Consider the following 20404-nt stretch of genomic DNA (forward strand, 5'->3'; position numbering starts at 1 on the left):
CGGCGCCGCGGCCAGCATTGCTTCGGAGGAGCGGCCGCGAGCCTTGGGTGCTGTTCGCTGGGAAGTGGTTTTGGTAGGCAAGGAGTTCACAATCTCAATTTCGTAGACCTTATTATCCGACCACCATGCTAAAGCATGGTCGTTTCAAACGAGACGCCACAAGTTCCCATGTAAGCTTGGAAAACCTGCGCTAAAAGATCATTAGGTCGCGAGCCACCCTCACCGGGCCCTGGAAGTGCTTTCGCACGCCCTCGATATAGCGCGAATCCGGCTCACTTCGGCCGGGAACCAGGTGGGTCAGCACCACCTCCTTGACGCCGGCGTCATGCGCCAATCGGCCGACGTCTTCCGCCGTGGTGTGGTCCTGCACCATATGCCGATACAGACCCTGTGCCAATACCGGGGGAAGCTCCTCCTGCAACCTTTGTTCGATGGCCGGTAGGTCCACGACTTCATGGAACAGGATGTCCGCGCCGCGCGCAAAGTCCGTCATGGCAGGGCATTTGCCGGTGTCACCACTAAAGACGATGACCCTGTCCCGGGTCTGAAAGCGATAGGCATAGGACTTGTCCTCGCTACGCTGGCCGCCTGCCGGATCAGGATGGAAGTGGCAGTTTTCTACGGCAGTGACGGCAACCACGTCGTCCTTAAACACGGGTCCAGAGCCTCGAATGTCGTGGGCCTTGAACATCTCCGCGGGCGGACGAAGACCCTTTGAGTCAGCGAGGCGAATGCGTGCGTTGGGCGCGAAGTACTGGAGAAATCCGTCGAGCATCAGTTCCGTACCCGCCGGTCCCCACACATGAATGTCCGCCCGACGCCCGGTGCTCCAAGCGAGCCCCATGAGCGTTCCCCAGTCGGCATTGTGATCATCATGGTTGTGGGTGATGAAGATGTTGTCCACCTTTCTCACATCCAGACCAGCCGCCAGCAGTTGGCGACCAACGCCATTTCCTGCATCGACAAGGTAGATTCGGTCCGCGACGACAACGGCATTGGCAGGCTGCGCGCGCTCAAGCGACAGCACGGGCCCGCCCACAGTGCCGAGCGTGACAACACGGGTCTGTGCGATTGCGGCGACGCTCACCACAGCCAGGAGCGCCGCCGCGAGAGACGAGCGAAATCGTTTTGTCTTCATTTAGAACCGGTTTCGGCGCCGAGATCCAGGTCGAGCAAGACGAAGGCCATCCGGCAGGTCTTGCCGGATCGGTTCGCCCAACTGTGGTTGGTAGCTCTCTGGATCAGGATATCCCCGGCACGCATGAGCGTCTCTCCCTCGTCCATGAGGGCGTGGATCTCCCCTTCGAGGACGATCGCATAGTCCAGCGAATGCGTCTTGTGGAACCAGAAGTGGCGGGCGTCGCCCTTGTCCCGAACCCCGTGCTCGTCGAGGAACTGCGCCAGTTTCGCCGGCTCGTAGGCTTCGTCGGGGGGGAAGTCGACGACGCGTAGGAGAGATCCCCCCTTGGAGTGGAAGGCGAACGCTTGTCCGGCGGGAGCCGGATCCGATCCTTCCGCCGCGGCTTCGCCCGTCGCCCACAACACGTGCGCGAGCGGTGTGTTCGGATTCGTGGTGTGGTTTGGGGCCGGTCCATCCGATACGAAGAGGGATCTTCCCTGCTCGTTCTCACCTGTGACGATGCGCCGGACCGGCCGCACGTGCACGGAGGACTTTTCTCGTTGTTTCTCGATCATTGCTTCAGTGTTCACGCCCAGGTTCCTTTTTTTGGCGATTGTTCGGGTGACTTGCGCGATCCGCGCGACTAGTCCGGCTTCAGCTTCAGAGGCCCAACGCACAAGTTACGCTGGATGCCAAGACCTTGGATGGACGACTCCATCACGTCTCCGTCCCGGAGGAAGCGGTCGTAGTGAGTGCCGTTGCCGGCGGGCGACCCGGTTGCAATGACGTCGCCCGGCCAAAGCTGAACATGCGCGGTGATGTATTCAATCTGCTGCGCCACGTCAAACAGCATGTCGGCGGTGGACTCGTCCTGCATGGTCTCGCCATTCAGCTTCAGTGTGATGCGCAGATCCTGCGCGTTGTGCACGAAGCAGCTAGGTACGAGGACAGGGCCGAACGGCATGAAGGTTGGGGCAGACTTAGACCTCAGCCAATCGGTCCCCAGCATCTTGTAGTCCGTGCGCGCGATAAGGTCACGCGCAGACACGTCGTTCACGATCGCATAGCCGGCGACGTAGTCCAGCGCCCGCTCGCGGCCCACGTTTCGAGCCGGGCGGCCAATGATGACCGCAAGTTCCAATTCCCAATCGGGCTTGAGTGTGGTTGCAGGAATCACAACGGGATCGAAGGCTCCCGTGATGGCCGAAGGCAACTTTGGGAAGACGTAGGGCTCGCCGTGTGCCGCCCGCTCGTCCATCATGTCTTCGGCCCACTTGCGCAGCGCCGGCCCCTCGAGCCCCGGCGGTCCCACGCCCATGTCCAGCGTGAGGTCGACCACATGCTTGCGGTAGTTGGCGCCAGTGCAAAGCACCTGCCGGGGCAGATCCACCGGGGGATGAACCCGCAGTTCCGACATGGGCACCTCGCAAGGATGCTGCGCGGGCAAACCCTCCCTCAGCGCGCGCAGCGCAACCAGGTTGGGGTCCCAGTCCTGGAGCAGTTCCAGCACCGAAGCCTTTGCAGACCATTTGGCTCCGACGTCGACCGCCATCGCATGCAGGGCATGCAAGGGCAGCACGCGATTGTCGATGCACATGGCGGCAAAGCGTTCGCCACCAGCGCTCGAAAAGGTCCCGAGGGAGAACGTCATCACGCGCTACTTACATGAATGGCTTGCGCGGAGTCGGCCACCAAGTGTCCTTCTCGCGCGGGCCCATGCGATTGCGCAGCACGCCCACGCCTGCCACATCCAATTCAACGACATCGCCAGGGTTGAGGCTGCGGCCGAGTTCGAGCGCCGAGCCGTTGCCCATCGTCCCAGAACCGATCACGTCGCCCGGCTGCACATGGTCGCCCAGCGACACGTAGGCGATCAGTTCCTCGACGCTCCAGAGCATCTCCGAACTGTCACCCTCGCCCCATGTCTCGCCGTTCACACGAACGGACATACGGATCCGGTTGAGGTCAGAGAATTCATCAATCGTGGTGATCCACGGGCCGATGCCATATGCAAAGTCCTTGCTCTTGGTCGGGCCCATGCCAATCGCGAACTCGTTGGCCTGTAGATCGCGGGCCGAGAAGTCATTGAAGATCGTTACGCCGAACAGGTGCGAGCGAGCTGTGTCAGGGGTGATGTTGTGGGCGGCGCGACCCATGACCCACCCAATCTCCAACTCGTAATCCATGTTCTCGGCGCGAGCCGGCCACGGCACCTCGGCTTCGTGGCCGATCACTGTCCACGGTGAGCCCTTGAAGTACCCGGGTACCTGCAGCAACGCCGGCGCAGGCGTCAGCTTCATTCGCTCATGAAACTGCCGAATGTGCTTCACGAAGGTGAGGCCGTCGCGCACGACGGAGGGGTCGCACGCGGCAGCCCACTGCAGTCCTTCGATTGGCATGGAGGCATCGTCCCCGTGCCGGGTGGTCGCTTCGTGGGCTGTCTCAAGGAACTCCTCTCCAAGAGCAATCGCGGCGGACATGCTTTGGGGGAACACGGCTGAAGCGTACCGCAGCGCGGCTTCGCGACTCGCTCCGCGCGACTGCTGCCTCAAGACCTCTGCAGCACGCAGGTCGACAACGCGAGATTGCTCTGGCTGCACCAAACAGATACGTTGAACCGGGCCGTCGAGCCCCTGCAACACAAATCTTCCGAGTTTCACTTCGACTCCTAGGGGTGAACAATTGCGATACTGTACGTCTCGTTTCTAGTCGGACGGTTCGGTGTTTACCCTATGGCGATTAGGAGAGATTCGCAGACTTCGACAATTGACTCGCCTGCGGATGGCCCTTATAGTTTATTCGATACGACTCGTCTCACATCTACCAGCTACGCGCAGTCCTCCACTGCTCGGGCCCACCCCTACCTCTCAACCCCTGGCAGTCATCACATGAGCAAGCGTCTTCCCGTCATCATCTCCTGCGCCTTGACCGGTGCCGCGGACACCCGGGCGAAGAATCCCGCCGTTCCCGCGTCGCCTCAGGAAATTGCGGACCAGGCCATCGACGCCGCGCACGCCGGTGCGTCCATCGTCCATATCCACGTGAGAGACCCAGCGACCGGGAAGGCATCCACCAAGTTCGCCTACTACGAGGAAGCTGTCCAGCGCATTCGCGCCTCCCGCTGCGACGTACTGATCAACCTGACGACGGGGCCAGGAACGATGCTGACGGTACCCACCGATGCACCGTTTCGAGTGGAGCCAATCCCCAACGCCGAATTGATGACGCCGAGCGAACGGGTTGCGCACGTGGTCGGCCTCAAGCCGGACATCTGCAGTTTGGACGTTGCCACCATGAGCTTTGGCGATGCGGTCTTCGTCAATCCATCCAACCACCTGCGCGAAATGGCGGCGGAGATTCACGCATCCGGTGTCACCATGGAGCTAGAAGTGTTCGACTTCGGCCATGCCCGTCTGGCAAGTCACCTGATCGCAACCGGCGCTATTCCGAAGAGCGCCTACTTCCAGCTGTGCATGTCCGTCCCCTGGGGCGCACCTGCCACGCCAACGGTCTTGGCCGAAATGCAGCGGCTGCTACCGCCAGCCGCTCATTGGAGTGCCTTTGGCGTCGGCCCAGACCAGTTTCCAATGGTCGCGCTGGCTTCCATCCTCGGAGGCCACGTACGAGTGGGCCTCGAGGACAACCTGTACGTATCCCCGGGGAAGCTCGCGCGCGACAACGCGGAGCTCGTTGCCAAGGCCGCTCGGATCATCGAAGACCTCGGGTATCAAGTCGCCACGCCCGACAACGCACGCACGACCCTGTTGGGTTAAGTCTGGATTGCAGCGCGATGTCGCAGACCAATTTGGCTTTAGACAATCCCACGCGTGCCTTCATGGCAGACGCGACGGCAGCGGGAGGCAGGAACGTTCCCCTGGACATCAATCCCGCACTGGCCAGTATGTCGGCCCTGCTGGTGGAAAGTGAAGGTGGCGAACTCGTCTTCAGATTCACTGCTCCGCAAGGCTCCACTCAGGGCAATGGTGTGGTCGGCGGCGGAACCCTGGCCAACATGCTGGACTTGGCGATGGCCATGGCGGTGCTGGCACGACTGAAACCGGGCCACACATGCTCGACCATCAGCTTGACGGTGAACATGCAGAGCGCGGGCCAGCAGGGTCATTTTTTCGCCGTCGCGCGAGTCGACAGGGTCGGGCGGCAGATTGCTTTCGCAGAGGCCCGGCTTTTCGACGCTGAGCGCTCGCGCCTCATCGCGAACGCGACCTCCGCCCTTGCTGTAATTCCCATGCGGCCGTGACAGGCAGCAGTGCACCGGAGCGGCAACTTTTCGAGATTCATCGGTTGCGGCGGTGGTCGGGGTAGTGTTCAAAAGTTCGCTTCACCAGTTCCCGAACCCAGACAACTGCAGGATCGTGGTGAAAGCGAGGATGCCAATGCTGATTAAGAGCGTAGGGCGCCAGCTCCACGGGCGGCTGAACGACACGGACAGTGCCGTAGCGTTGAAAGACGTTGGCCAACTCGAGGGGAACGGTGGCAATCAGGTCGGGCTCCTGCTCCAACAGCAACGGCACGGTCAAAAAGTGAGGCGTCGCCAGGAAAATCGTTCGCTTGATGCCCTGCTCCTCAAGCGCACGGTCATAGGGATCGCCAGGCCTCCCGGCGAGCGATACGACCACATGTGGCATCTGCTCAAATTGCTTCAGCGTCAGCCGCTGCCCAACACTTCTGTTGCGGGCACTCACGATCGTCACCAACGAGTGCATAAACAAACGCTGCCGATACAGTCCTTCGGGCGCTGTTCGGATCGAGCCGAGCGCGAGATCTGCCTCTCCCGAGGAAAGCAGTCCTTCAATTTGCTCCGATGGAACCTGCAAAGTTCGAAGGCGACAGTTGGGGGCGAGAACTCGAAACTGGTTGAGCAACGGGGGGAGGAATACGAGCTCTCCCATGTCCGTCATGCAAAGCGTAAAGGTTCTGCGCGAGGTACCCGGATCGAAGGCCGCCTCAGACAGGATGCGCTGCCTGATGGCCGCGACAACGTCTACTACGGCGGGTTTCAAGGCTTCCGCCTTTCGGGTAGGAACCATGCCCTCGGGCGCCTTCACAAACAACGGGTCGTCGAAAAAATCCCGCAACCTGTTCAACGCGTGACTGATGGCACTTTGAGTGACTCCCACGCCCTCGGCAGCGCGAGTGACGCTCTGCTCGCGCAACAGCGCGTCAAAGATCGTCAGGAGATTGAGGTCCAGGTGCTTGAGGCGTGTATCGATTGTCGGCATAGAGGCGCTAAAGTTTTTGGTGCGCGAAGAATGAACTCTGTTCATTTTTGATATGAGCGCCATGAGGTTGACTCATTTCGAGTCCAATCGTATCGTTATTGCTCGACCGCGCAAGTCGGGCTTTTACAGGAGACAAGCAATGTTTATAAAGAACACTTGGTACGTCGCGGCATGGGACAACGAAGTCCAGACCGACGGGCTATTCGCACGCACGATCATCGGCGTCCCTGTCCTCATGTACCGCACCTCCGACGGCAAGTTGGTTGCCTTGGAAGATCGTTGCTGCCATCGAGGAGCACCGCTCTCTGCGGGCAAGCGCGAGGGCGATTGCGTGCGTTGCATGTACCACGGCCTTAAATTCGATTCGACCGGGCAATGCATCGAGGCGCCTGCGCAAGCCCGAATCCCGCCTCAAGCCAAGGTTCGGACGTTTCCTGTCGTACAGCAGCACCGTTGGGTTTGGATATGGATGGGCGACCCTTCAAAGGCTGATCCTGATCTGATTCCTGAGACGCCTTGGCTTGACCATCCAGACTGGCGAGGACTGGATGGCTACATCCATTACGACGTCAACTATCTCCTCATCTGCGACAACCTACTGGATTTCTCGCATCTCCCGTTCGTACATCCAACTACTCTCGGTGGCGGGGTGGACTACGCCGAGCATCCTCCCAAGGTCGAACGGCTTGAGAACGGTGTCCGTATTACGCGCTGGGCGTTGAATACTGAACCGCCCCCGTTCGTAAAGGCCGTGAAGGATTGGACAGGAAAAGTAGACCGCTGGAACATCTACAACTTCACGATCCCCGCCGTCCTCCTCATGGACTCAGGCAACGCGCCAGCCGGCACTGGCGCGCCGGAAGGTCGCCGAATCGATGCAGTCGAGTTTCGGGGGTGCCAAGCAATAACGCCCGAAACCGAGAACTCCACGCACTATTTCTTCTCGCATCCGCACAACTTCTCCATCGACAAGCCGGAAGTGACGAAGTCGATACACCAGAACGTCGTGACAGCCTTCGAAGAAGACCGGGCAATCATCACGGGCCAACAGAAGAATCTCGCTCTGGACCCTGATTTCAAGATGATGCCGTTCGCAATGGATGCGGCTCTGTCACAGTTCCGGTGGGTCGTGGCACGTCGCCTCGAGCAGGAAGCCGCCGAAGCCTCTGCAGCGGCGGGCACCGTGCAGCCCATCACACTGCATCGCCAGCCCTCCTGATTATGCTCAACGTAGTTGTCTCACGGCTCACTCATGAGGCGGACGGGGTGCTGGGCATTGAACTGCATGCCGCCGGCGGCGGCCCTCTTCCCGCCTTCGCTGCAGGCTCCCATGTAGATGTGCATCTACCAGGGGGACTATGCCGACAGTACTCCCTCACCAATGGCCCCCTCGAACCAGAAAGATATTGCCTTGGGGTAGGCTTGGCACCCGATTCTCGTGGGGGCTCCAGGCACGTGCACGGACGTCTTCGCGCAGGTGACGAGCTACAGATCAGTCTGCCGAGGTCCCTGTTCGGGCTCCACCCCCAAGCGGAGGAGCATGTCTTCATCGCTGGGGGCATCGGCATCACGCCGATCATGAGCATGATTGAAGCATGCAAGGCCGCCGGTCAGCGCTGGCGCCTTCTCTACTGCACACGCACGCGCTCCCGGGCAGCCTACCTTTGGCGCTTGGCGCCGCATTACGACAAAGTGCACCTGCACGTCGACGAGGAGCAGGGAGGGCCTGCTGATCTTGCCCTCTTCCTGCGCTCCGTGCCACATCGCGCGCACATCTATTGTTGCGGCCCTGCCCCGTTGATGGATGCGGTGGGACTTGCGACCGCAGACCGTCCTTCAAACTCCGTGCATTTCGAGCGATTCACGGCCGATGGCGCTCCAGCCAACGCAGCTGCAGACGGCTCGTTCCGCGTAAAGCTCAGCCGCCAAGGAACCACCCTGACAGTGCCCGCTGGCTCCTCGATTCTTCAGACGCTCGAAGAACACGGGATTGAGTTGCCCTGCTCGTGCCGCGAAGGGCTGTGCCGCACCTGTGAGACCCCGTTGCTGGCAGGCAAGGCCGATCATCGCGATTTCGTATTGAGCGAAGACGAACGCAAGGCAAACAGGTCCATCATCCTTTGCGTCTCTCGCGCGCTAGACGACGAGTTGGTGTTGGATCTCTGATCTAAAACCAGAACAACGAGGAGACCTTTCGACTGTGAGCTTTCCGCATGCAGACGCTCATCCTTCGCAATGGGACTGCGCCCCCATCAACTCAATCGCTCGCCCTCCTTCTAGCGACGAGTCCCCATCTCACGACCGCCGGGGCGGCGCACTAGAAGTAAAGGTCCTCACTCAACGCCTCAGAGAAGTTTCGAGTTCCAGTAGCCCTAATGAACATCCACACACGATCATGAACAAAGTTTTCGCCTCCCACGCTGACCTCGAAGAGAAGCCGGTCAGCTTCACCAAACTTTCGGATAACGCGTACGCCTACACGGCCGAGGGCGACCCCAATACTGGCATCATCATTGGCGACGACGCGGTAATGGTCATTGACACTCAGGCCACCCCCGTGATGGCGCAAGACGTGATCCGCCGCATCCGCGAGGTGACTGACAAGCCCATCAAGTACGTGGTGCTCAGTCACTACCACGCAGTGCGCGTGCTAGGCGCCTCGGGCTACAAGCCTGAGCACATCGTCGCGAGCCGCGACACCTATGAATTGATCGTAGAGCGTGGTGAGCAGGACAAGGCGAGCGAGATCGGTCGCTTCCCTCGATTGTTCCAGTCTGTTGAATCCGTTCCCGCAGGCCTCACTTGGCCCACGATGACATTTGAGGGAAGGATGTCGATCTGGCTAGGCAAGCTGGAAGTGCAGCTTATCCAACTGGGACGCGGCCACACCAAGGGCGACACGGTTGCCTGGCTGCCGCAACAGAAGATCCTTTTCTCAGGCGACCTGGTGGAGTTTGATGCCACCCCGTACGCAGGCGACGCCTACTTTGAAGACTGGCCTCACACGCTAGACAACATCTCCGCCCTGAAGCCTGTCGCGCTGGTGCCCGGACGCGGCGCGGCCCTCACGACGCCCGATCTAGTGATGCAGGGGTTGGCCGGCACGAGGAGCTTCATCTCTGACTTGCACAACGCGGTAAAGGTCGGCGTGACAGCGGGCAAGGACTTGAACGCGATCTACAAAGATGCTTACTCGACGCTTAAGCCCAAGTACGGGCACTGGGTCATCTTCGATCACTGCCTGCCCTTCGACGTGACGCGTGCCTTCGACGAAGTTACGCAGCACCGAGATCCGCGCATCTGGACCGCCGAACGCGACCGCGAAATGTGGGCTGCGCTTGAGGGCTGAATCAGCAGAGACATCTCCATGATCACTACCGACTACCAAAACACGGTCTTCGCCTATCGTCGGAGCGCCGACCACGACGCACCCCTGCCCGTGCGCTATCCCGTGGTATTGGTCGGTGCCGGCCCGATCGGCCTCTCGCTCGCGATTGACTTGGCGCAGCAAGGCGTGGCCGTCGTCCTTCTCGACAACGATGACAGGCTTTCCACGGGCTCGCGAGCGATCTGTTTCGCAAAGAGGACCTTGGAGATTTTTGATCGCCTCGGGTGTGGCGACCGCATGGTCGATAAGGGTGTTTCTTGGAGCGTCGGGAAAGTGTTCCTCCAAGACGAGATGGTCTATCGATTTGACCTGCTCCCAGAAACAGGACATGAGCGACCTGCGTTTATTAATTTGCAGCAATACTACGTGGAAGGCTTCCTGGCTGAGCGAGCACACGAATTGCCGCTGATTGACCTGCGATGGAAGAGCGCTGTCACGGGGCTTGTGCAGCACGATGATCACGTTGAACTGACTGTAGAAACCCCAGACGGAAGTTACGCTCTTGAGGCGATGTACGTTGCCGCGTGCGACGGCTCGCGTTCAACGATGCGCCGATTGTGCGGCCAAGAAAGTCATGGCCAAACCTTCAAAGACCGCTTCCTCATCGCTGATGTGAAGATGAAGGCCGATTTCCCGGCCGAGCGGTGGTTCTGGTTCGATCCCCCCTTTCATCCCAATCAGAGTGTGCTGCTTCACAAGCAGCCCGACGATGTCTGGCGAATTGACTTTCAGTTGGGATGGGATGCAGATCCCGAGATCGAGAAGCGTCCGGAGAACATCCTGCCGCGAGTGCGTGCCCTCTTGGCACACACGGCCATGAAGGATGCCGACTTCGAACTTGAATGGGCGAGCGTCTACACATTCTCCTGCATGCGCATGGAGCGATTCCGGCAAGGACGGGTATTCTTCGCGGGCGATTCAGCGCACGGCGTTTCGCCCTTTGGTGCGCGAGGCGCCAATTCCGGAGTCCAGGACGCTGAGAACCTGGCGTGGAAGCTGGCGTACGTCCTGCACGGCAAGGCGTCGCCCGAGGTACTTGGCAGCTATGACACCGAACGCGTCCAAGCAGCCGATGAGAATATATCCAACTCCACGCGCGCGACGGATTTCATCACGCCGAAGAGCGAGATCAGTCGATTGTTTCGCGACTCCACACTATTGCTGGCGCGCGATCATGCTTTTGCAAGGCGCCTCGTCAATAGCGGACGGCTCTCCGTCCCCTGCATCGTCGACAAATCCGAACTTAACACCACAGATCGTGATGCTTTTCCACCAGTCATGCGGCCGGGAGCAGCGGCCGCAGATGCGCCAGTCCTCTTGAACGGGCGCCCAACCTGGTTCTTACGGCTGCTGGCCTCCACCTCGTTCACCCTACTTCTGTTCGATGGGCCGGCGGTTTTGAAATTGATACGTGAGGCGCAGGCGACATCGGAGGGACTTGCCCCTTTGCTGGTCTTGTTAGTTGGGACCCGCCAATTTGACGGTGCCCTGACACTCCAAGATGCTGAAGGTCACCTCTCACGACGCTTCGACGGGGAGCCTGACACCGCTTATTTGTTACGCCCAGATCAACATGTATGCGCTCGCTGGCGTTCGCCTGACGCGAGAGCAGTCCGGGAAGCGATGCTCCGCGCGCTGGCAGTCCATCCCTGAAGCATCCAAAGATGAAACTGACCTCCGAACTGAATCTCGAGTCCCCCGACGAATTCTACGAAGGGCTAATCGACGCGCATCGCGGTTTGAGCACCGAGCAAAGCCACGCAATGAACGCACGTCTTGTTCTGCTCCTTGCCAACCAGATTGGCTCATTGGCTCTACTACAGATGGCACTGAGCGCCGCGCGCAAGGCTGGTACACGCGATGAATAGGCTAGACGTATCCGCACTCCCGTTCGCCGCGGCTTCTCGGCGTCAAGTCCTGGTAGCGGTCGCCTCTTCGGCACTTTCCAGGTTCGTAAATGCCCAAGCCAAGCCTTACACCATCGTTGTTCCGTTTCCCGCGGGCGGCGGCACGGACATGATCGCTCGCTCAGTCGGGCGTCATCTTGGCGACAAGCTGGGCGCACCCGTAGTCATTGACAACAGAGGCGGCGCGGCAGGGCTCATTGGAACCTCCACGCTCCTTCAAGCCCCCCCAGACGGGCAAACGCTTCTCCTCAGTTCCAACAGCGTCTTCACCATCAATCCGGCCCTGCGCGCGTCGCTGCCCTATGATCCCGCATCCAGCTTTGCTGGCCTGGGCATCCTGGGGACCTCGCCGCTCGCGATCTTGGTCAAGTCGACGTCTCCCATTCGGTCCATGAGCGACCTGGTGACCGAAGCGGCACGACGTCCAGGTGATCTCGCGTATGCCTCTTTCGGTCAAGGTAGCGTTTCCCATTTCGCTGGCGAGCTTTTCAAACACGATGCAAAGGTGGACATGCTTCATGTCCCATATCGTGGCAGTGCACCCGCCATGCAAGCACTACTCGGAGGTCAGGTCGGCGTCGCATTCGACACTATCGCCGCGGCGCTTCCCCAGCTCCGCTCCGGAACCATCCGATGTCTCGCAGTAACGTCTTCGACGCGGGATGAGAGCCTGCCCGAGGTGCCCACGATCGCCGAATCAGCGGTTCCAGGATTCAACTTCGTGACCTGGGTCGCACTGGTCACCCGCAGGGATGCACCTTCAAATGCGATCTCACGCCTCAAAAGCGCGTTCCGCGAGGCGATGGCTCTTCCGGACCAGATCAAGGATCTGCGGCAGTTCGGGCTCGATGTCCGCGGCATTCAGGCACTGGACTTCGACCGGCTGGTCTCGGAAGAGATTCCCCGCTACCGCGCCGTTGCAGCCAGGGCCGGGATCAAGATGGATGTCTGACCCTGACGTACTTGCCGCTTCTATTCGGAGGCCCCTCGCCACGATCGCATGCGAATGAAGGATTCAGGGCTGTCGCTTTCTGCGTGAACAGATTGGGCTGCGCGTGGCGATAGGGCTTGGCGAGGCCTAGGCGGCTTGCTGAACGCGGGGGACCGAAACATGGCTGCAACAGTCAGAAAATCAGTTCCGTTTAACCCTGCCCAATCGCGCGCACTTGCTTGACGATGCTCAATTCAGTCGTCGATCTCGATCCACATCCCTCAAGGACGCACGACGTCTTGTTGTGCAACGTAAATGGCCTTAAGCAGCAGAGGCGGCCTGCTTCTCATGCGCCGCGCTCATCTTCAACATGTGGTCCATGCCGTTGATCCATATCAACTCCGCTCCTAAGCTAGGCCACAGGCCGGCAGAAAACGGTCAACCTAGGAGACAAAACGATGAAATCATCAAGCGAGTCAGCTAGAGCCGGCTCATTGCCGGCTGAGCGAAGCGACCACCGATCGCGATTCGACCGCAAATTCTGGTTCCGGCCGTGTAGGCCATCCGCTGCATCGGACTCTCCACGCCACGACGTTGCGGCAACGGGCGCGGTCTGACATGGATACCTCCATTGCTCTCGTCCTGTTTCAGGATGGCCTCACCAGCGGCGCCGTGTATGCGCTGCTTGCACTGGCAGTCGTACTGGTCTTCTCGGTCACACGCGTGATCCTGATCCCGCAGGGTGAATTCGTTGCGTTCGGTGCCTTCACGCTCGCGGCGCTTCAATCGGGCGCTGTCCCGGCGACCACACTGTTGCTCGTAGGCCTCGGCCTCTCAGTCTTCGCACTTGACGCCTTCGAGTTGCTGCGAAGTGCGCCGGTCAATCGGCGCTGGAAGCAGTTCGCCTCCCGTTGTGCCATGACGGTCGGGCTTCCGGTAGTTCTTCTCATCGTCGCGTCAAGCGTTCCTTGGGCGAAAGCACCGACTGTCGTTCAGATGGCGTTGACGCTCGCGATCGTGACACCGATGGGTCCGTGGATCTATCGGCTCGCGGTCGCTCCGATTGCCAACGCATCCGTTCTGACGTTGCTTATCGGCGCCGTTGCTATTCATTTCTGCCTGCTCGGCCTTGGCCTGCAGATGTTCGGACCCGAAGGAATTCGCACAACGCCCCTGCTGGACGCACGCTGGCAGCTCGGCACACTGACGGTCTCGGCCCAGAGTTTGCTCGCGATGGCCGTATGCGCCCTGTTGATTGGGCTGTTGTGGGTGTTCTTTAGCTTCACCATGCAAGGCAAGGCTCTTCGTGCTGCGGCATTCAATCGCCTTGGATCGCGTCTCGTGGGTATCAGTCCGACGCAGGCCGGGAAGACGGCATTTGCCATGGCTGCCGGGATCGGAGCCCTGTCCGGAACGCTGATCGCCCCGCTGACGACCATCTACTACGACTCCGGCTTTCTCATCGGCTTGAAGGGCTTCGTCGGCGCGATCGTAGGGGCGCTGGCGAGCTACCCACTCGCGGCGGCCGGTGCGGTCTTTGTCGGCCTGGTCGAAGCATGGGGCTCGTTCGTGGCAAGCGAATACAAGGAAGTGATCGTATTCACCCTCATCGTTCCGGTTTTGCTGTGGAGATCGCTGAGTGGTCACATCGAGGAGGAAGCATGAGCACCATCTACGCGGTGCAACGGCGCTCGGTCCCTTCGCTGGGCAAGCATGCCGGCATTCTGATCTTCGCTGCTGCCATTCTGCTCTGGGGTGTGCTGCCACTGCAAAGCTTCTGGTTCACTCAGGCCAATTACATCGGCATCGCTGCACTGGCCACTCTCGGCCTTACCTTGCTGACTGGGGTGGCCGGCCTCACATCCTTCGGCCAGGCAGCTTTCGTCGGAATCGGCGCCTACACCTCCGCGATTCTGACGGTCCATTGGCAGGTTTCTCCTTGGCTCGCCTTGCTCGCGGCCATTGCCGTGACGATGACTGCGGCCGCCCTGATCGGCGCGATCACGCTTCGCCTGTCCGGACACTATCTCCCACTCGCAACCATCGCTTGGGCGCTGTCGCTCTACTATCTCTTTGGCAACATCGAGGCCCTGGGCAGATCGGACGGCATCATCGGCATGCCGGCGCTCGCAGCGTTCGGCTTCGTGTTCGAAAGTTCGCGATCCATGTTCTTCCTGATTTGGATCTTCCTTGCTCTCGCCATCGCCGCCACTCTGAACCTCCTCGATTCTCGGCCCGGACGCGCGCTACGATCGTTGAACGGCGGTGTCGTCATGGCGGAATCATGCGGCATCAACACAGCGCGCTACAAGATGGTGGCGTTCCTCACCGCTTCGATGTTCGCTGCGGTCGCCGGATGGCTCTACGCCCTTCAGCAGCGAGGCGTAAACCCCACTCCATTCAACTTGAACGCCGGCATCGAATTTCTCTTCATGGCAGTGATCGGTGGCGCGGGCTACGTCTGGGGGGCGATCGCGGGCGCGATTGCGCTTACGGAGTTGAAGGATGTCTTGCAGCGTGCACTTCCAAAGCTGCTCGGACAAGCCGGAAATGCCGAGATCGTCGTGTTCGGCGCGCTTCTTATCGTGCTCCTGCACCGCGCGCCGCAAGGGATCTGGCCGCTACTGACCAGACCATTCCGGAGCGCGTTCGCAAGTTACTCGGCTTCGCAGCCGATCGAGTTGCCCGTGGCATCGCCCCAGCCCCAGCTCCCCCACCGCGCCATGCCTGCGCGGGGCAGCCTGTTGCTCGAACTGAACAAGGTCCGGCGTACCTTCGGTGGTTTGGTGGCAGTCAACGATCTCAGCTTCCAGGTCATGGCGGGAGAGGTCGTGGCGCTGATCGGGCCCAATGGTGCGGGCAAGAGCACGTCGTTCAATCTCATCTCGCGCGTGCTCGACTTGACATCTGGGGAGATCTCCTTCGCCGCCACGGACGAAGCGCCTGCCCCCGTCCAACACCTAGGCGCACGGGCGGTCGCGCGGCGGGGAATGGCCAGAACATTCCAGCACGTTCGTCTGCTTCCCGGCATGACGCTCCTGGACAGCGTGCTGATTGGTGCATACACACGCGGCCAGGCGGGAACGCTGAGAAGCGTCCTAAAGCTGAACGGTGCGGAGGAAGCAGGGCTGCGAGCCGAGGCGTTGCGCCAGATCGAGCGTGTCGGTCTGGGTCCCTTCGCTCATCTTGAGGCCGCCAGCCTGGCCTTGGGACAGCAGCGCATCGTCGAGATCGCACGGGCGCTGTGCTGCGATCCTGTCCTGTTGCTCCTCGACGAACCTGCAGCAGGCCTTCGGCACCTCGAGAAGCAGGCCCTGGCAGTTCTGCTGCGGCAGTTGCGCCATGAAGGTGTCACGGTCCTGCTCGTCGAGCACGACATGGACTTCGTGATGGGCCTGGCCGACCGAATCATCGTGATGGAGTTCGGAACCCTCATTGCGCAAGGAACGCCCGAAGCGATCCGAACCAATCCTGCCGTGATCGAGGCCTATCTGGGAGCGGTGGTATGACGAGCATGCAGAAATCCAATGAGGCCTTGCTTGAAGTCGATGCGTTGGGCGCCCGGTATGGAAAGGTCGAGGCACTCCAGTCCGTCACCCTCAAGGTTGATGCCGGCCAGATCGTGACAGTCATCGGTCCCAACGGAGCAGGAAAGACCACGCTCCTCAACTCGATCATGGGCGTTCTGGACTCAGTCAGCGGAACGACGCGAATGGCCGGGACCGTGATGACCGGGCCAGTCGAGGAGCGTGTCGGACAATCTCTCTGCCTGGTGCCCGAGAAGCGAGAGCTTTTCTCGAACATGAGCATTTCGGACAACCTGATACTGGGCGCCTACCTCCGGCATCGCAGCCGAGACCGGACGTGGAAGCACACTCTTGACGAGGTCTACGGGCTGTTTCCTCGGCTTCTCGAACGACGAGACCAGTTGGCCGGGACATTGTCAGGAGGCGAGCGACAAATGCTGGCGATCGGAAGAGCTCTGATGGCAAAGCCATCAGTTCTCATGCTGGACGAGCCGAGCCTGGGCCTTGCGCCGCTGGTGGTCAGAGAGATTTTCACGATCATCACCGACCTCAAGAACCGAGGGGTCGGCATCCTGCTCGTCGAGCAGAACGCCCGCGCCGCACTCCAGTGCGCCTCGTACGGGTATGTCCTCGAGAACGGGCGGCTGGCCAAGGAGGGACCTGCTCAAGCACTTCTCGAGGACCCGACTGTCATATCCAGCTACCTCGGTCTGGCGGGCTAACCGCGCATCGAAGCGGGCGCCGCGTAACAGTCCCATCTGCCAGTGGCGCGACGCCTCGAGGTTTCAAGTCCATGGGGGCCACTCATCGACGCCCGTGCGGCACCGGCAGTTGATGGAACGTCCTGCGTGTCAACTCGCGAAGCCAACGGTTCGCGCGGTCGTGATGGAAGCGCGGGTGCCAGTACTGCTTGAGCATGAATGTCGGCAACGAGACCGGCGGCTCGACCATCCTGACCACGCCGTGGTGTGAGAAGACCGATCCGAGCTCCCGCGGAACCGTCGCAATGAACTCAGGGTGCTGGTCCAGCAGCAAAGGGATCACAAGGAAATGCGGTGTAAGGATTCGCAGCTCTCGCTTGATCCCGGCATCGTCCACTGCGCGGTCATAGGGTGTCGTGGGTTGTCCGGTCAGCGTCACCGCTACGTGCGGCATGGCGCTGTATTCCTCTTGAGAGATTGTCTTGCCCACCTTCTTGTTTTTCACGCTCACGATGCAGACGAAAGTGTGGGAGAACAGGTCCTCCTGATAGAGACCTTCCGTGGCGTTGAGGACTGAGCCAAGCGCAAGGTCACCCTCGCCCGAGCCAAGCACGGACGTAAGCTGTTCCGGCACGACCTGCAGGGTATTGATTCGGCACTGTGGCGCGACCTTCTTCAGCATGGAGACAAGCGTGGGGAGAAACACCAGTTCGCCCATGTCGCTCAAGCAAAAATTGAACGTCCGCTTTACATGCACCGGGTCGAATTTCGACTCGGAAAGCACCTGATCACGAATCGTTCCCATCACATCGAGGATCACTGATGAAAGCCCCTCGGCCTTCGCCGTCGGAACGATGCCGCGGCCCGACTTGACGAACAGGGGATCGTCAAAATACGTGCGAAGACGCGTCAGGGAGTGGCTCACCGCGCTTTGCGTCAGGCCCAGCGTCTTGCCGGCGCGGGTCACGCTGAGTTCACGGAGCAATGCATCGAAAACGATCAGCAGGTTGAGGTCTAGCTTCCCGACAATCTGATGAGTGTCCTTCATGTTAGTTATGTCTCCTATGTGGTTGAGTAATGGTAACTCCGACCGTAACCTTGTGCCAACAGTCGGGCATGTACTTGGCCCAGGAGACAAAATGACCAGCGCAACCCTGCGAGTGCGTGTAGCGGCGAAGGAAGCAGCCGCCACCGACATCGCCACTTTCGAATTGGTAGACCCGGAAGGTAAATCGCTCCCGCGCTTCTCTGCCGGCTCACATATCGACGTTCGCGTTGCCGGCGACATCGTTCGCCAGTATTCGCTGTGCAACGATCCCGCAGAGAGTCATCGCTATCTGATCGGTGTGTTGCGTGACGCCGAGTCTCGCGGCGGCTCGGTCGCAATGCACGAGAAGGTTCAAGTCGGCGACCTGATGGAGATCAGCGAACCGAAGAACCACTTTGCGCTCGCCCACGCAGCCACGCGCAGCTTGCTCATGGCCGGCGGCATCGGCGTCACCCCGATTCTCTGCATGGCCGAACGCCTGGCGAGCATCGGAGCCGAGTTCGAGATGCATTACTGCACGCGATCGCGCTCACGGACTCCATTTCAAGATCGTATTGCCTCGTCTTCATTCGCTCCGAAAGTCCAGTTCCACTTCGACGACGAGGAAGCATCGCAACGCATTGATCTTCCTTCCGTCCTGGCCAACCCCCAACCCGGGACGCATCTGTACGTGTGCGGCCCCAAGGGATTCATGGATGCAACCCTGGCCGCAGCGAGAAACGCCGGCTGGTCGGCCGATCAATTGCACTATGAATTCTTTGCGTCTGACGTTGCCCCCAGCGACTCCGACGAGAGCTTCGAGGTGAAGCTCGCGAGTTCCGGTCGAATCGTGGTAGTGGCGCAGGACCAGACGGTCGTCCAGGCGCTGGCTGCCGCTGGCATCGAGGTACCCACCTCATGTGAGCAGGGCGTATGCGGCACCTGTCTCACGCGCGTCCTCGAGGGCGTTCCCGATCACAAGGATCTATTCATGACACCTGAGGAGCAAGCCCTGAACGATCAGTTCACTCCCTGTTGTTCCCGATCGAAAACGCGCCAACTTGTCCTCGACATATAGACAGACCATGCAAACATCCACGACCGTTGGATTCCCTGTCGAATTCGACGTGGCCCCCTATCGCCTCTCCGGCATCGTCGTTGGCACGCTGCTGAACCATGCGGCCGCTCTGGCGGCACTCGGTACCTCGGTGAGGGAGAACCCCTACAAGGCGCCGCCCAAGGGCCCAGTGCTCTACGTCAAGCCACGCAATACGCTTTCGCCTTCGGAATCTGCGGTTCCTGTGCCTAAGGCGCACGCCGCCCTGGAAATCGGTGCCTCATTGGGTCTCGTGATCGGGCGGACGGCGTGCGGTGTCGACGAGCGTGACGCTATGAGCCACATTGCCGGTTATACGCTCGTCGCAGACCTCAGCGCACCGCACGACAGCTTCTATCGCCCGTCGCTCCGATTCAAGGTTCTCGATGGATCTTGCCTCGTCGGGCCCCGCGTCACGCCAAGCGCAGAGGTCATGAATCCGGACGAGCTCACGATCCGCGTATCCATAGACGGCGAGCATGTCCACACCGCGAGCACGTCGGGCATGGTCCGGACCGCGGCTCGACTCATCGCAGATGTCAGCGACTTCATGACCCTTCGCCCCGGAGACATCCTGATGCTCGGGATCGCCCACGGTGCACCGCGCGCGCGTGCGGGGCAGGCATTTGTCATCGAATGTGAGCCCATCGGCCGTCTGAGCGGACGGCTAGAGATCGAAGAATCGGAGTTCAAGGCATGAGAACCGCCAACGTCGCCTATGCCGGCGCACTGCACCAAGCCAGACCGCACGCGAACGGCATCCAACTGGAAGACGGTCGAATTCTCGAAGAAGACCAAGTGGTCTGGCTACCGCCCCTCGATGTCGGAACTGTGATCGCGCTGGGCCTTAACTACGCGGACCACGTGAAGGAACTGTCGAAGGAGCTTACGGTGACCTCCAAGGACGAGCCGCTGGCGTTCTTGAAGACGATCGGCGCGCTGATCGGGCATCGTGGGCTGACCCGCCGACCGAAGGAAGCGACCTTCATGCACTACGAGTGCGAGTTGGCGGTCGTGATCGGCAAAACGGCTCGGAACGTCAGCCGTGCAGCCGCCATGAACCACGTTGCGGGCTACACCGTATGCAACGACTACGCGATTCGCGACTACCTCGAGAACTGGTATCGACCGAATCTCCGAGTTAAGAACCGCGACACGTGCACCGTCCTCGGACCGTGGTTCGTCGAGGCTGCCGATGTACCCGATCCCCATGCACTCCAGTTGCGGACCATCGTCAATGGAAAGGTGACTCAGCAAGGTTCCACTGCCGACATGATCAATGACATTCCATCGTTGATCGAGTACCTCAGCGGCTTCATGACGCTGCGTGCGGGTGACGTGATCCTCACAGGCACGCCCGACGGCGTGGTCAATGTCGACGTCGGCGACCAGGTCATCACGGAGATCGACGGCATCGGCCGCCTCATCAATACCATCGTGGGCGACGACGCCTTCGGACGCTAGGAG

20 protein-coding genes are annotated in these 20404 nt (G+C 60.4%); 14 read left to right on the forward strand and 6 right to left on the reverse strand.

What is annotated here, in order from left to right:
- Positions 1-190: 190 nt before the first annotated feature.
- The 4 genes from AC1D3B_RS21625 to AC1D3B_RS21640 all read right to left on the reverse strand — a co-directional run bounded on the left by AC1D3B_RS21625 (position 191) and on the right by AC1D3B_RS21640 (position 3780).
- Positions 191-1138 carry an MBL fold metallo-hydrolase gene (locus tag AC1D3B_RS21625; RefSeq protein ID WP_478192725.1) on the reverse strand — a complete coding sequence of 316 codons (948 nt, stop codon included), beginning with the start codon at positions 1136-1138 and terminating at the stop codon, positions 191-193.
- On the reverse strand, positions 1135-1710 hold the full coding sequence (locus AC1D3B_RS21630) for a cupin domain-containing protein (RefSeq protein ID WP_478192726.1): 576 nt from the start codon (positions 1708-1710) through the stop codon (positions 1135-1137). Before AC1D3B_RS21630 ends, AC1D3B_RS21625 begins: the two co-directional genes overlap by 4 nt.
- Before the next feature lie 53 nt (positions 1711-1763).
- A complete protein-coding gene (locus tag AC1D3B_RS21635) occupies positions 1764-2699 on the reverse strand; it encodes a fumarylacetoacetate hydrolase family protein (RefSeq protein ID WP_478192727.1) in 936 nt (311 codons plus the stop codon).
- Positions 2700-2781: 82 nt separating this feature from the next.
- Positions 2782-3780 carry a fumarylacetoacetate hydrolase family protein gene (locus AC1D3B_RS21640; RefSeq protein ID WP_478192728.1) on the reverse strand — a complete coding sequence of 333 codons (999 nt, stop codon included), beginning with the start codon at positions 3778-3780 and terminating at the stop codon, positions 2782-2784.
- A 228-nt stretch (positions 3781-4008) separates the two neighbouring features.
- Here AC1D3B_RS21640 and AC1D3B_RS21645 point away from each other — a divergent pair, with 228 nt between their 5' ends.
- On the forward strand, positions 4009-4893 hold the full coding sequence (locus AC1D3B_RS21645; RefSeq protein WP_478192729.1) for a beta-keto acid cleavage family enzyme: 885 nt from the start codon (positions 4009-4011) through the stop codon (positions 4891-4893).
- A 17-nt stretch (positions 4894-4910) separates the two neighbouring features.
- Complete coding sequence (locus AC1D3B_RS21650) at positions 4911-5378, forward strand: PaaI family thioesterase (RefSeq protein ID WP_478192730.1); 468 nt, start codon at positions 4911-4913, stop codon at positions 5376-5378.
- A 37-nt stretch (positions 5379-5415) separates the two neighbouring features.
- On the opposite strand, the gene AC1D3B_RS21655 is transcribed toward AC1D3B_RS21650, so the two are convergent.
- Positions 5416-6423 (reverse strand): LysR family transcriptional regulator, encoded by a 1008-nt coding sequence (locus tag AC1D3B_RS21655; RefSeq protein WP_478192731.1) that lies wholly within the window; start codon positions 6421-6423, stop codon positions 5416-5418.
- A 76-nt stretch (positions 6424-6499) separates the two neighbouring features.
- Between AC1D3B_RS21655 and AC1D3B_RS21660 the strand changes: the two genes are divergently transcribed.
- The 9 genes from AC1D3B_RS21660 to AC1D3B_RS21700 all read left to right on the forward strand — a co-directional run bounded on the left by AC1D3B_RS21660 (position 6500) and on the right by AC1D3B_RS21700 (position 16835).
- Positions 6500-7579, forward strand: coding sequence for an aromatic ring-hydroxylating dioxygenase subunit alpha (locus AC1D3B_RS21660; protein WP_478192732.1), 1080 nt, complete (start codon positions 6500-6502; stop codon positions 7577-7579).
- 2 nt (positions 7580-7581) lie between these two features.
- Entirely contained in the window at positions 7582-8526 is a 945-nt protein-coding gene (locus AC1D3B_RS21665) for a PDR/VanB family oxidoreductase (RefSeq protein WP_478192733.1), read from the forward strand.
- 229 nt (positions 8527-8755) lie between these two features.
- Positions 8756-9709 carry an MBL fold metallo-hydrolase gene (locus tag AC1D3B_RS21670; protein WP_478192734.1) on the forward strand — a complete coding sequence of 318 codons (954 nt, stop codon included), beginning with the start codon at positions 8756-8758 and terminating at the stop codon, positions 9707-9709.
- A gap of 18 nt (positions 9710-9727) precedes the next feature.
- A complete protein-coding gene (locus AC1D3B_RS21675) occupies positions 9728-11401 on the forward strand; it encodes an FAD-dependent oxidoreductase (protein ID WP_478192735.1) in 1674 nt (557 codons plus the stop codon).
- Between the two features lie 11 nt (positions 11402-11412).
- The gene (locus AC1D3B_RS21680; protein WP_478192736.1) at positions 11413-11616 is read left to right on the forward strand and encodes a DUF2783 domain-containing protein; all 204 of its coding nucleotides are present in this window, start codon (positions 11413-11415) and stop codon (positions 11614-11616) included.
- 148 nt (positions 11617-11764) lie between these two features.
- Positions 11765-12607 (forward strand): Bug family tripartite tricarboxylate transporter substrate binding protein, encoded by an 843-nt coding sequence (locus AC1D3B_RS21685; RefSeq protein WP_478192737.1) that lies wholly within the window; start codon positions 11765-11767, stop codon positions 12605-12607.
- Positions 12608-13204: 597 nt separating this feature from the next.
- A complete protein-coding gene (locus tag AC1D3B_RS21690; protein WP_478192793.1) occupies positions 13205-14251 on the forward strand; it encodes a branched-chain amino acid ABC transporter permease in 1047 nt (348 codons plus the stop codon).
- A complete protein-coding gene (locus AC1D3B_RS21695) occupies positions 14248-16095 on the forward strand; it encodes a branched-chain amino acid ABC transporter ATP-binding protein/permease (RefSeq protein ID WP_478192738.1) in 1848 nt (615 codons plus the stop codon). The genes AC1D3B_RS21690 and AC1D3B_RS21695 overlap by 4 nt, the downstream gene beginning before the upstream one ends.
- Positions 16096-16100: 5 nt before the next feature.
- Positions 16101-16835 (forward strand): ABC transporter ATP-binding protein, encoded by a 735-nt coding sequence (locus tag AC1D3B_RS21700; RefSeq protein WP_478192794.1) that lies wholly within the window; start codon positions 16101-16103, stop codon positions 16833-16835.
- An 82-nt stretch (positions 16836-16917) separates the two neighbouring features.
- Here the strand turns inward: AC1D3B_RS21700 and AC1D3B_RS21705 are convergent, their stop codons facing one another.
- Complete coding sequence (locus AC1D3B_RS21705; RefSeq protein ID WP_478192739.1) at positions 16918-17862, reverse strand: LysR family transcriptional regulator; 945 nt, start codon at positions 17860-17862, stop codon at positions 16918-16920.
- A gap of 91 nt (positions 17863-17953) precedes the next feature.
- On the opposite strand from AC1D3B_RS21705, the gene AC1D3B_RS21710 reads away from it, so the two are divergent.
- The 3 genes from AC1D3B_RS21710 to AC1D3B_RS21720 are packed head-to-tail and all read left to right on the forward strand — an operon-like array spanning position 17954 to position 20401.
- The gene (locus tag AC1D3B_RS21710; protein ID WP_478192740.1) at positions 17954-18919 is read left to right on the forward strand and encodes a PDR/VanB family oxidoreductase; all 966 of its coding nucleotides are present in this window, start codon (positions 17954-17956) and stop codon (positions 18917-18919) included.
- A 49-nt stretch (positions 18920-18968) separates the two neighbouring features.
- The gene (locus tag AC1D3B_RS21715) at positions 18969-19637 is read left to right on the forward strand and encodes a fumarylacetoacetate hydrolase family protein (protein WP_478192741.1); all 669 of its coding nucleotides are present in this window, start codon (positions 18969-18971) and stop codon (positions 19635-19637) included.
- The gene (locus AC1D3B_RS21720) at positions 19634-20401 is read left to right on the forward strand and encodes a fumarylacetoacetate hydrolase family protein (protein WP_478192742.1); all 768 of its coding nucleotides are present in this window, start codon (positions 19634-19636) and stop codon (positions 20399-20401) included. The genes AC1D3B_RS21715 and AC1D3B_RS21720 overlap by 4 nt, the downstream gene beginning before the upstream one ends.
- Positions 20402-20404: the final 3 nt, after the last annotated feature.

It is taken from the genome of Variovorax sp. P5_A3 (genome assembly GCF_056400665.1).

What these genes read in the sequence shown, in the direction of transcription:
- AC1D3B_RS21710 (WP_478192740.1), top strand. Translation starts at nt 17,954, where the DNA reads ATGACCAGCGCAACCCTGCGAGTGCGTGTAGCGGCGAAGGAAGCAGCC.
- AC1D3B_RS21720 (WP_478192742.1), top strand. Translation starts at nt 19,634, where the DNA reads ATGAGAACCGCCAACGTCGCCTATGCCGGCGCACTGCACCAAGCCAGA.
- AC1D3B_RS21690 (WP_478192793.1), top strand. Translation starts at nt 13,205, where the DNA reads ATGGATACCTCCATTGCTCTCGTCCTGTTTCAGGATGGCCTCACCAGC.
- AC1D3B_RS21705 (WP_478192739.1), bottom strand. Translation starts at nt 17,862, where the DNA reads ATGAAGGACACTCATCAGATTGTCGGGAAGCTAGACCTCAACCTGCTG.
- AC1D3B_RS21625 (WP_478192725.1), bottom strand. Translation starts at nt 1,138, where the DNA reads ATGAAGACAAAACGATTTCGCTCGTCTCTCGCGGCGGCGCTCCTGGCT.
- AC1D3B_RS21700 (WP_478192794.1), top strand. Translation starts at nt 16,101, where the DNA reads ATGCAGAAATCCAATGAGGCCTTGCTTGAAGTCGATGCGTTGGGCGCC.
- AC1D3B_RS21695 (WP_478192738.1), top strand. Translation starts at nt 14,248, where the DNA reads ATGAGCACCATCTACGCGGTGCAACGGCGCTCGGTCCCTTCGCTGGGC.
- AC1D3B_RS21680 (WP_478192736.1), top strand. Translation starts at nt 11,413, where the DNA reads ATGAAACTGACCTCCGAACTGAATCTCGAGTCCCCCGACGAATTCTAC.
- AC1D3B_RS21660 (WP_478192732.1), top strand. Translation starts at nt 6,500, where the DNA reads ATGTTTATAAAGAACACTTGGTACGTCGCGGCATGGGACAACGAAGTC.
- AC1D3B_RS21665 (WP_478192733.1), top strand. Translation starts at nt 7,582, where the DNA reads ATGCTCAACGTAGTTGTCTCACGGCTCACTCATGAGGCGGACGGGGTG.
- AC1D3B_RS21675 (WP_478192735.1), top strand. Translation starts at nt 9,728, where the DNA reads ATGATCACTACCGACTACCAAAACACGGTCTTCGCCTATCGTCGGAGC.
- AC1D3B_RS21685 (WP_478192737.1), top strand. Translation starts at nt 11,765, where the DNA reads ATGATCGCTCGCTCAGTCGGGCGTCATCTTGGCGACAAGCTGGGCGCA.
- AC1D3B_RS21650 (WP_478192730.1), top strand. Translation starts at nt 4,911, where the DNA reads ATGTCGCAGACCAATTTGGCTTTAGACAATCCCACGCGTGCCTTCATG.
- AC1D3B_RS21655 (WP_478192731.1), bottom strand. Translation starts at nt 6,423, where the DNA reads ATGGCGCTCATATCAAAAATGAACAGAGTTCATTCTTCGCGCACCAAA.
- AC1D3B_RS21645 (WP_478192729.1), top strand. Translation starts at nt 4,009, where the DNA reads ATGAGCAAGCGTCTTCCCGTCATCATCTCCTGCGCCTTGACCGGTGCC.
- AC1D3B_RS21670 (WP_478192734.1), top strand. Translation starts at nt 8,756, where the DNA reads ATGAACAAAGTTTTCGCCTCCCACGCTGACCTCGAAGAGAAGCCGGTC.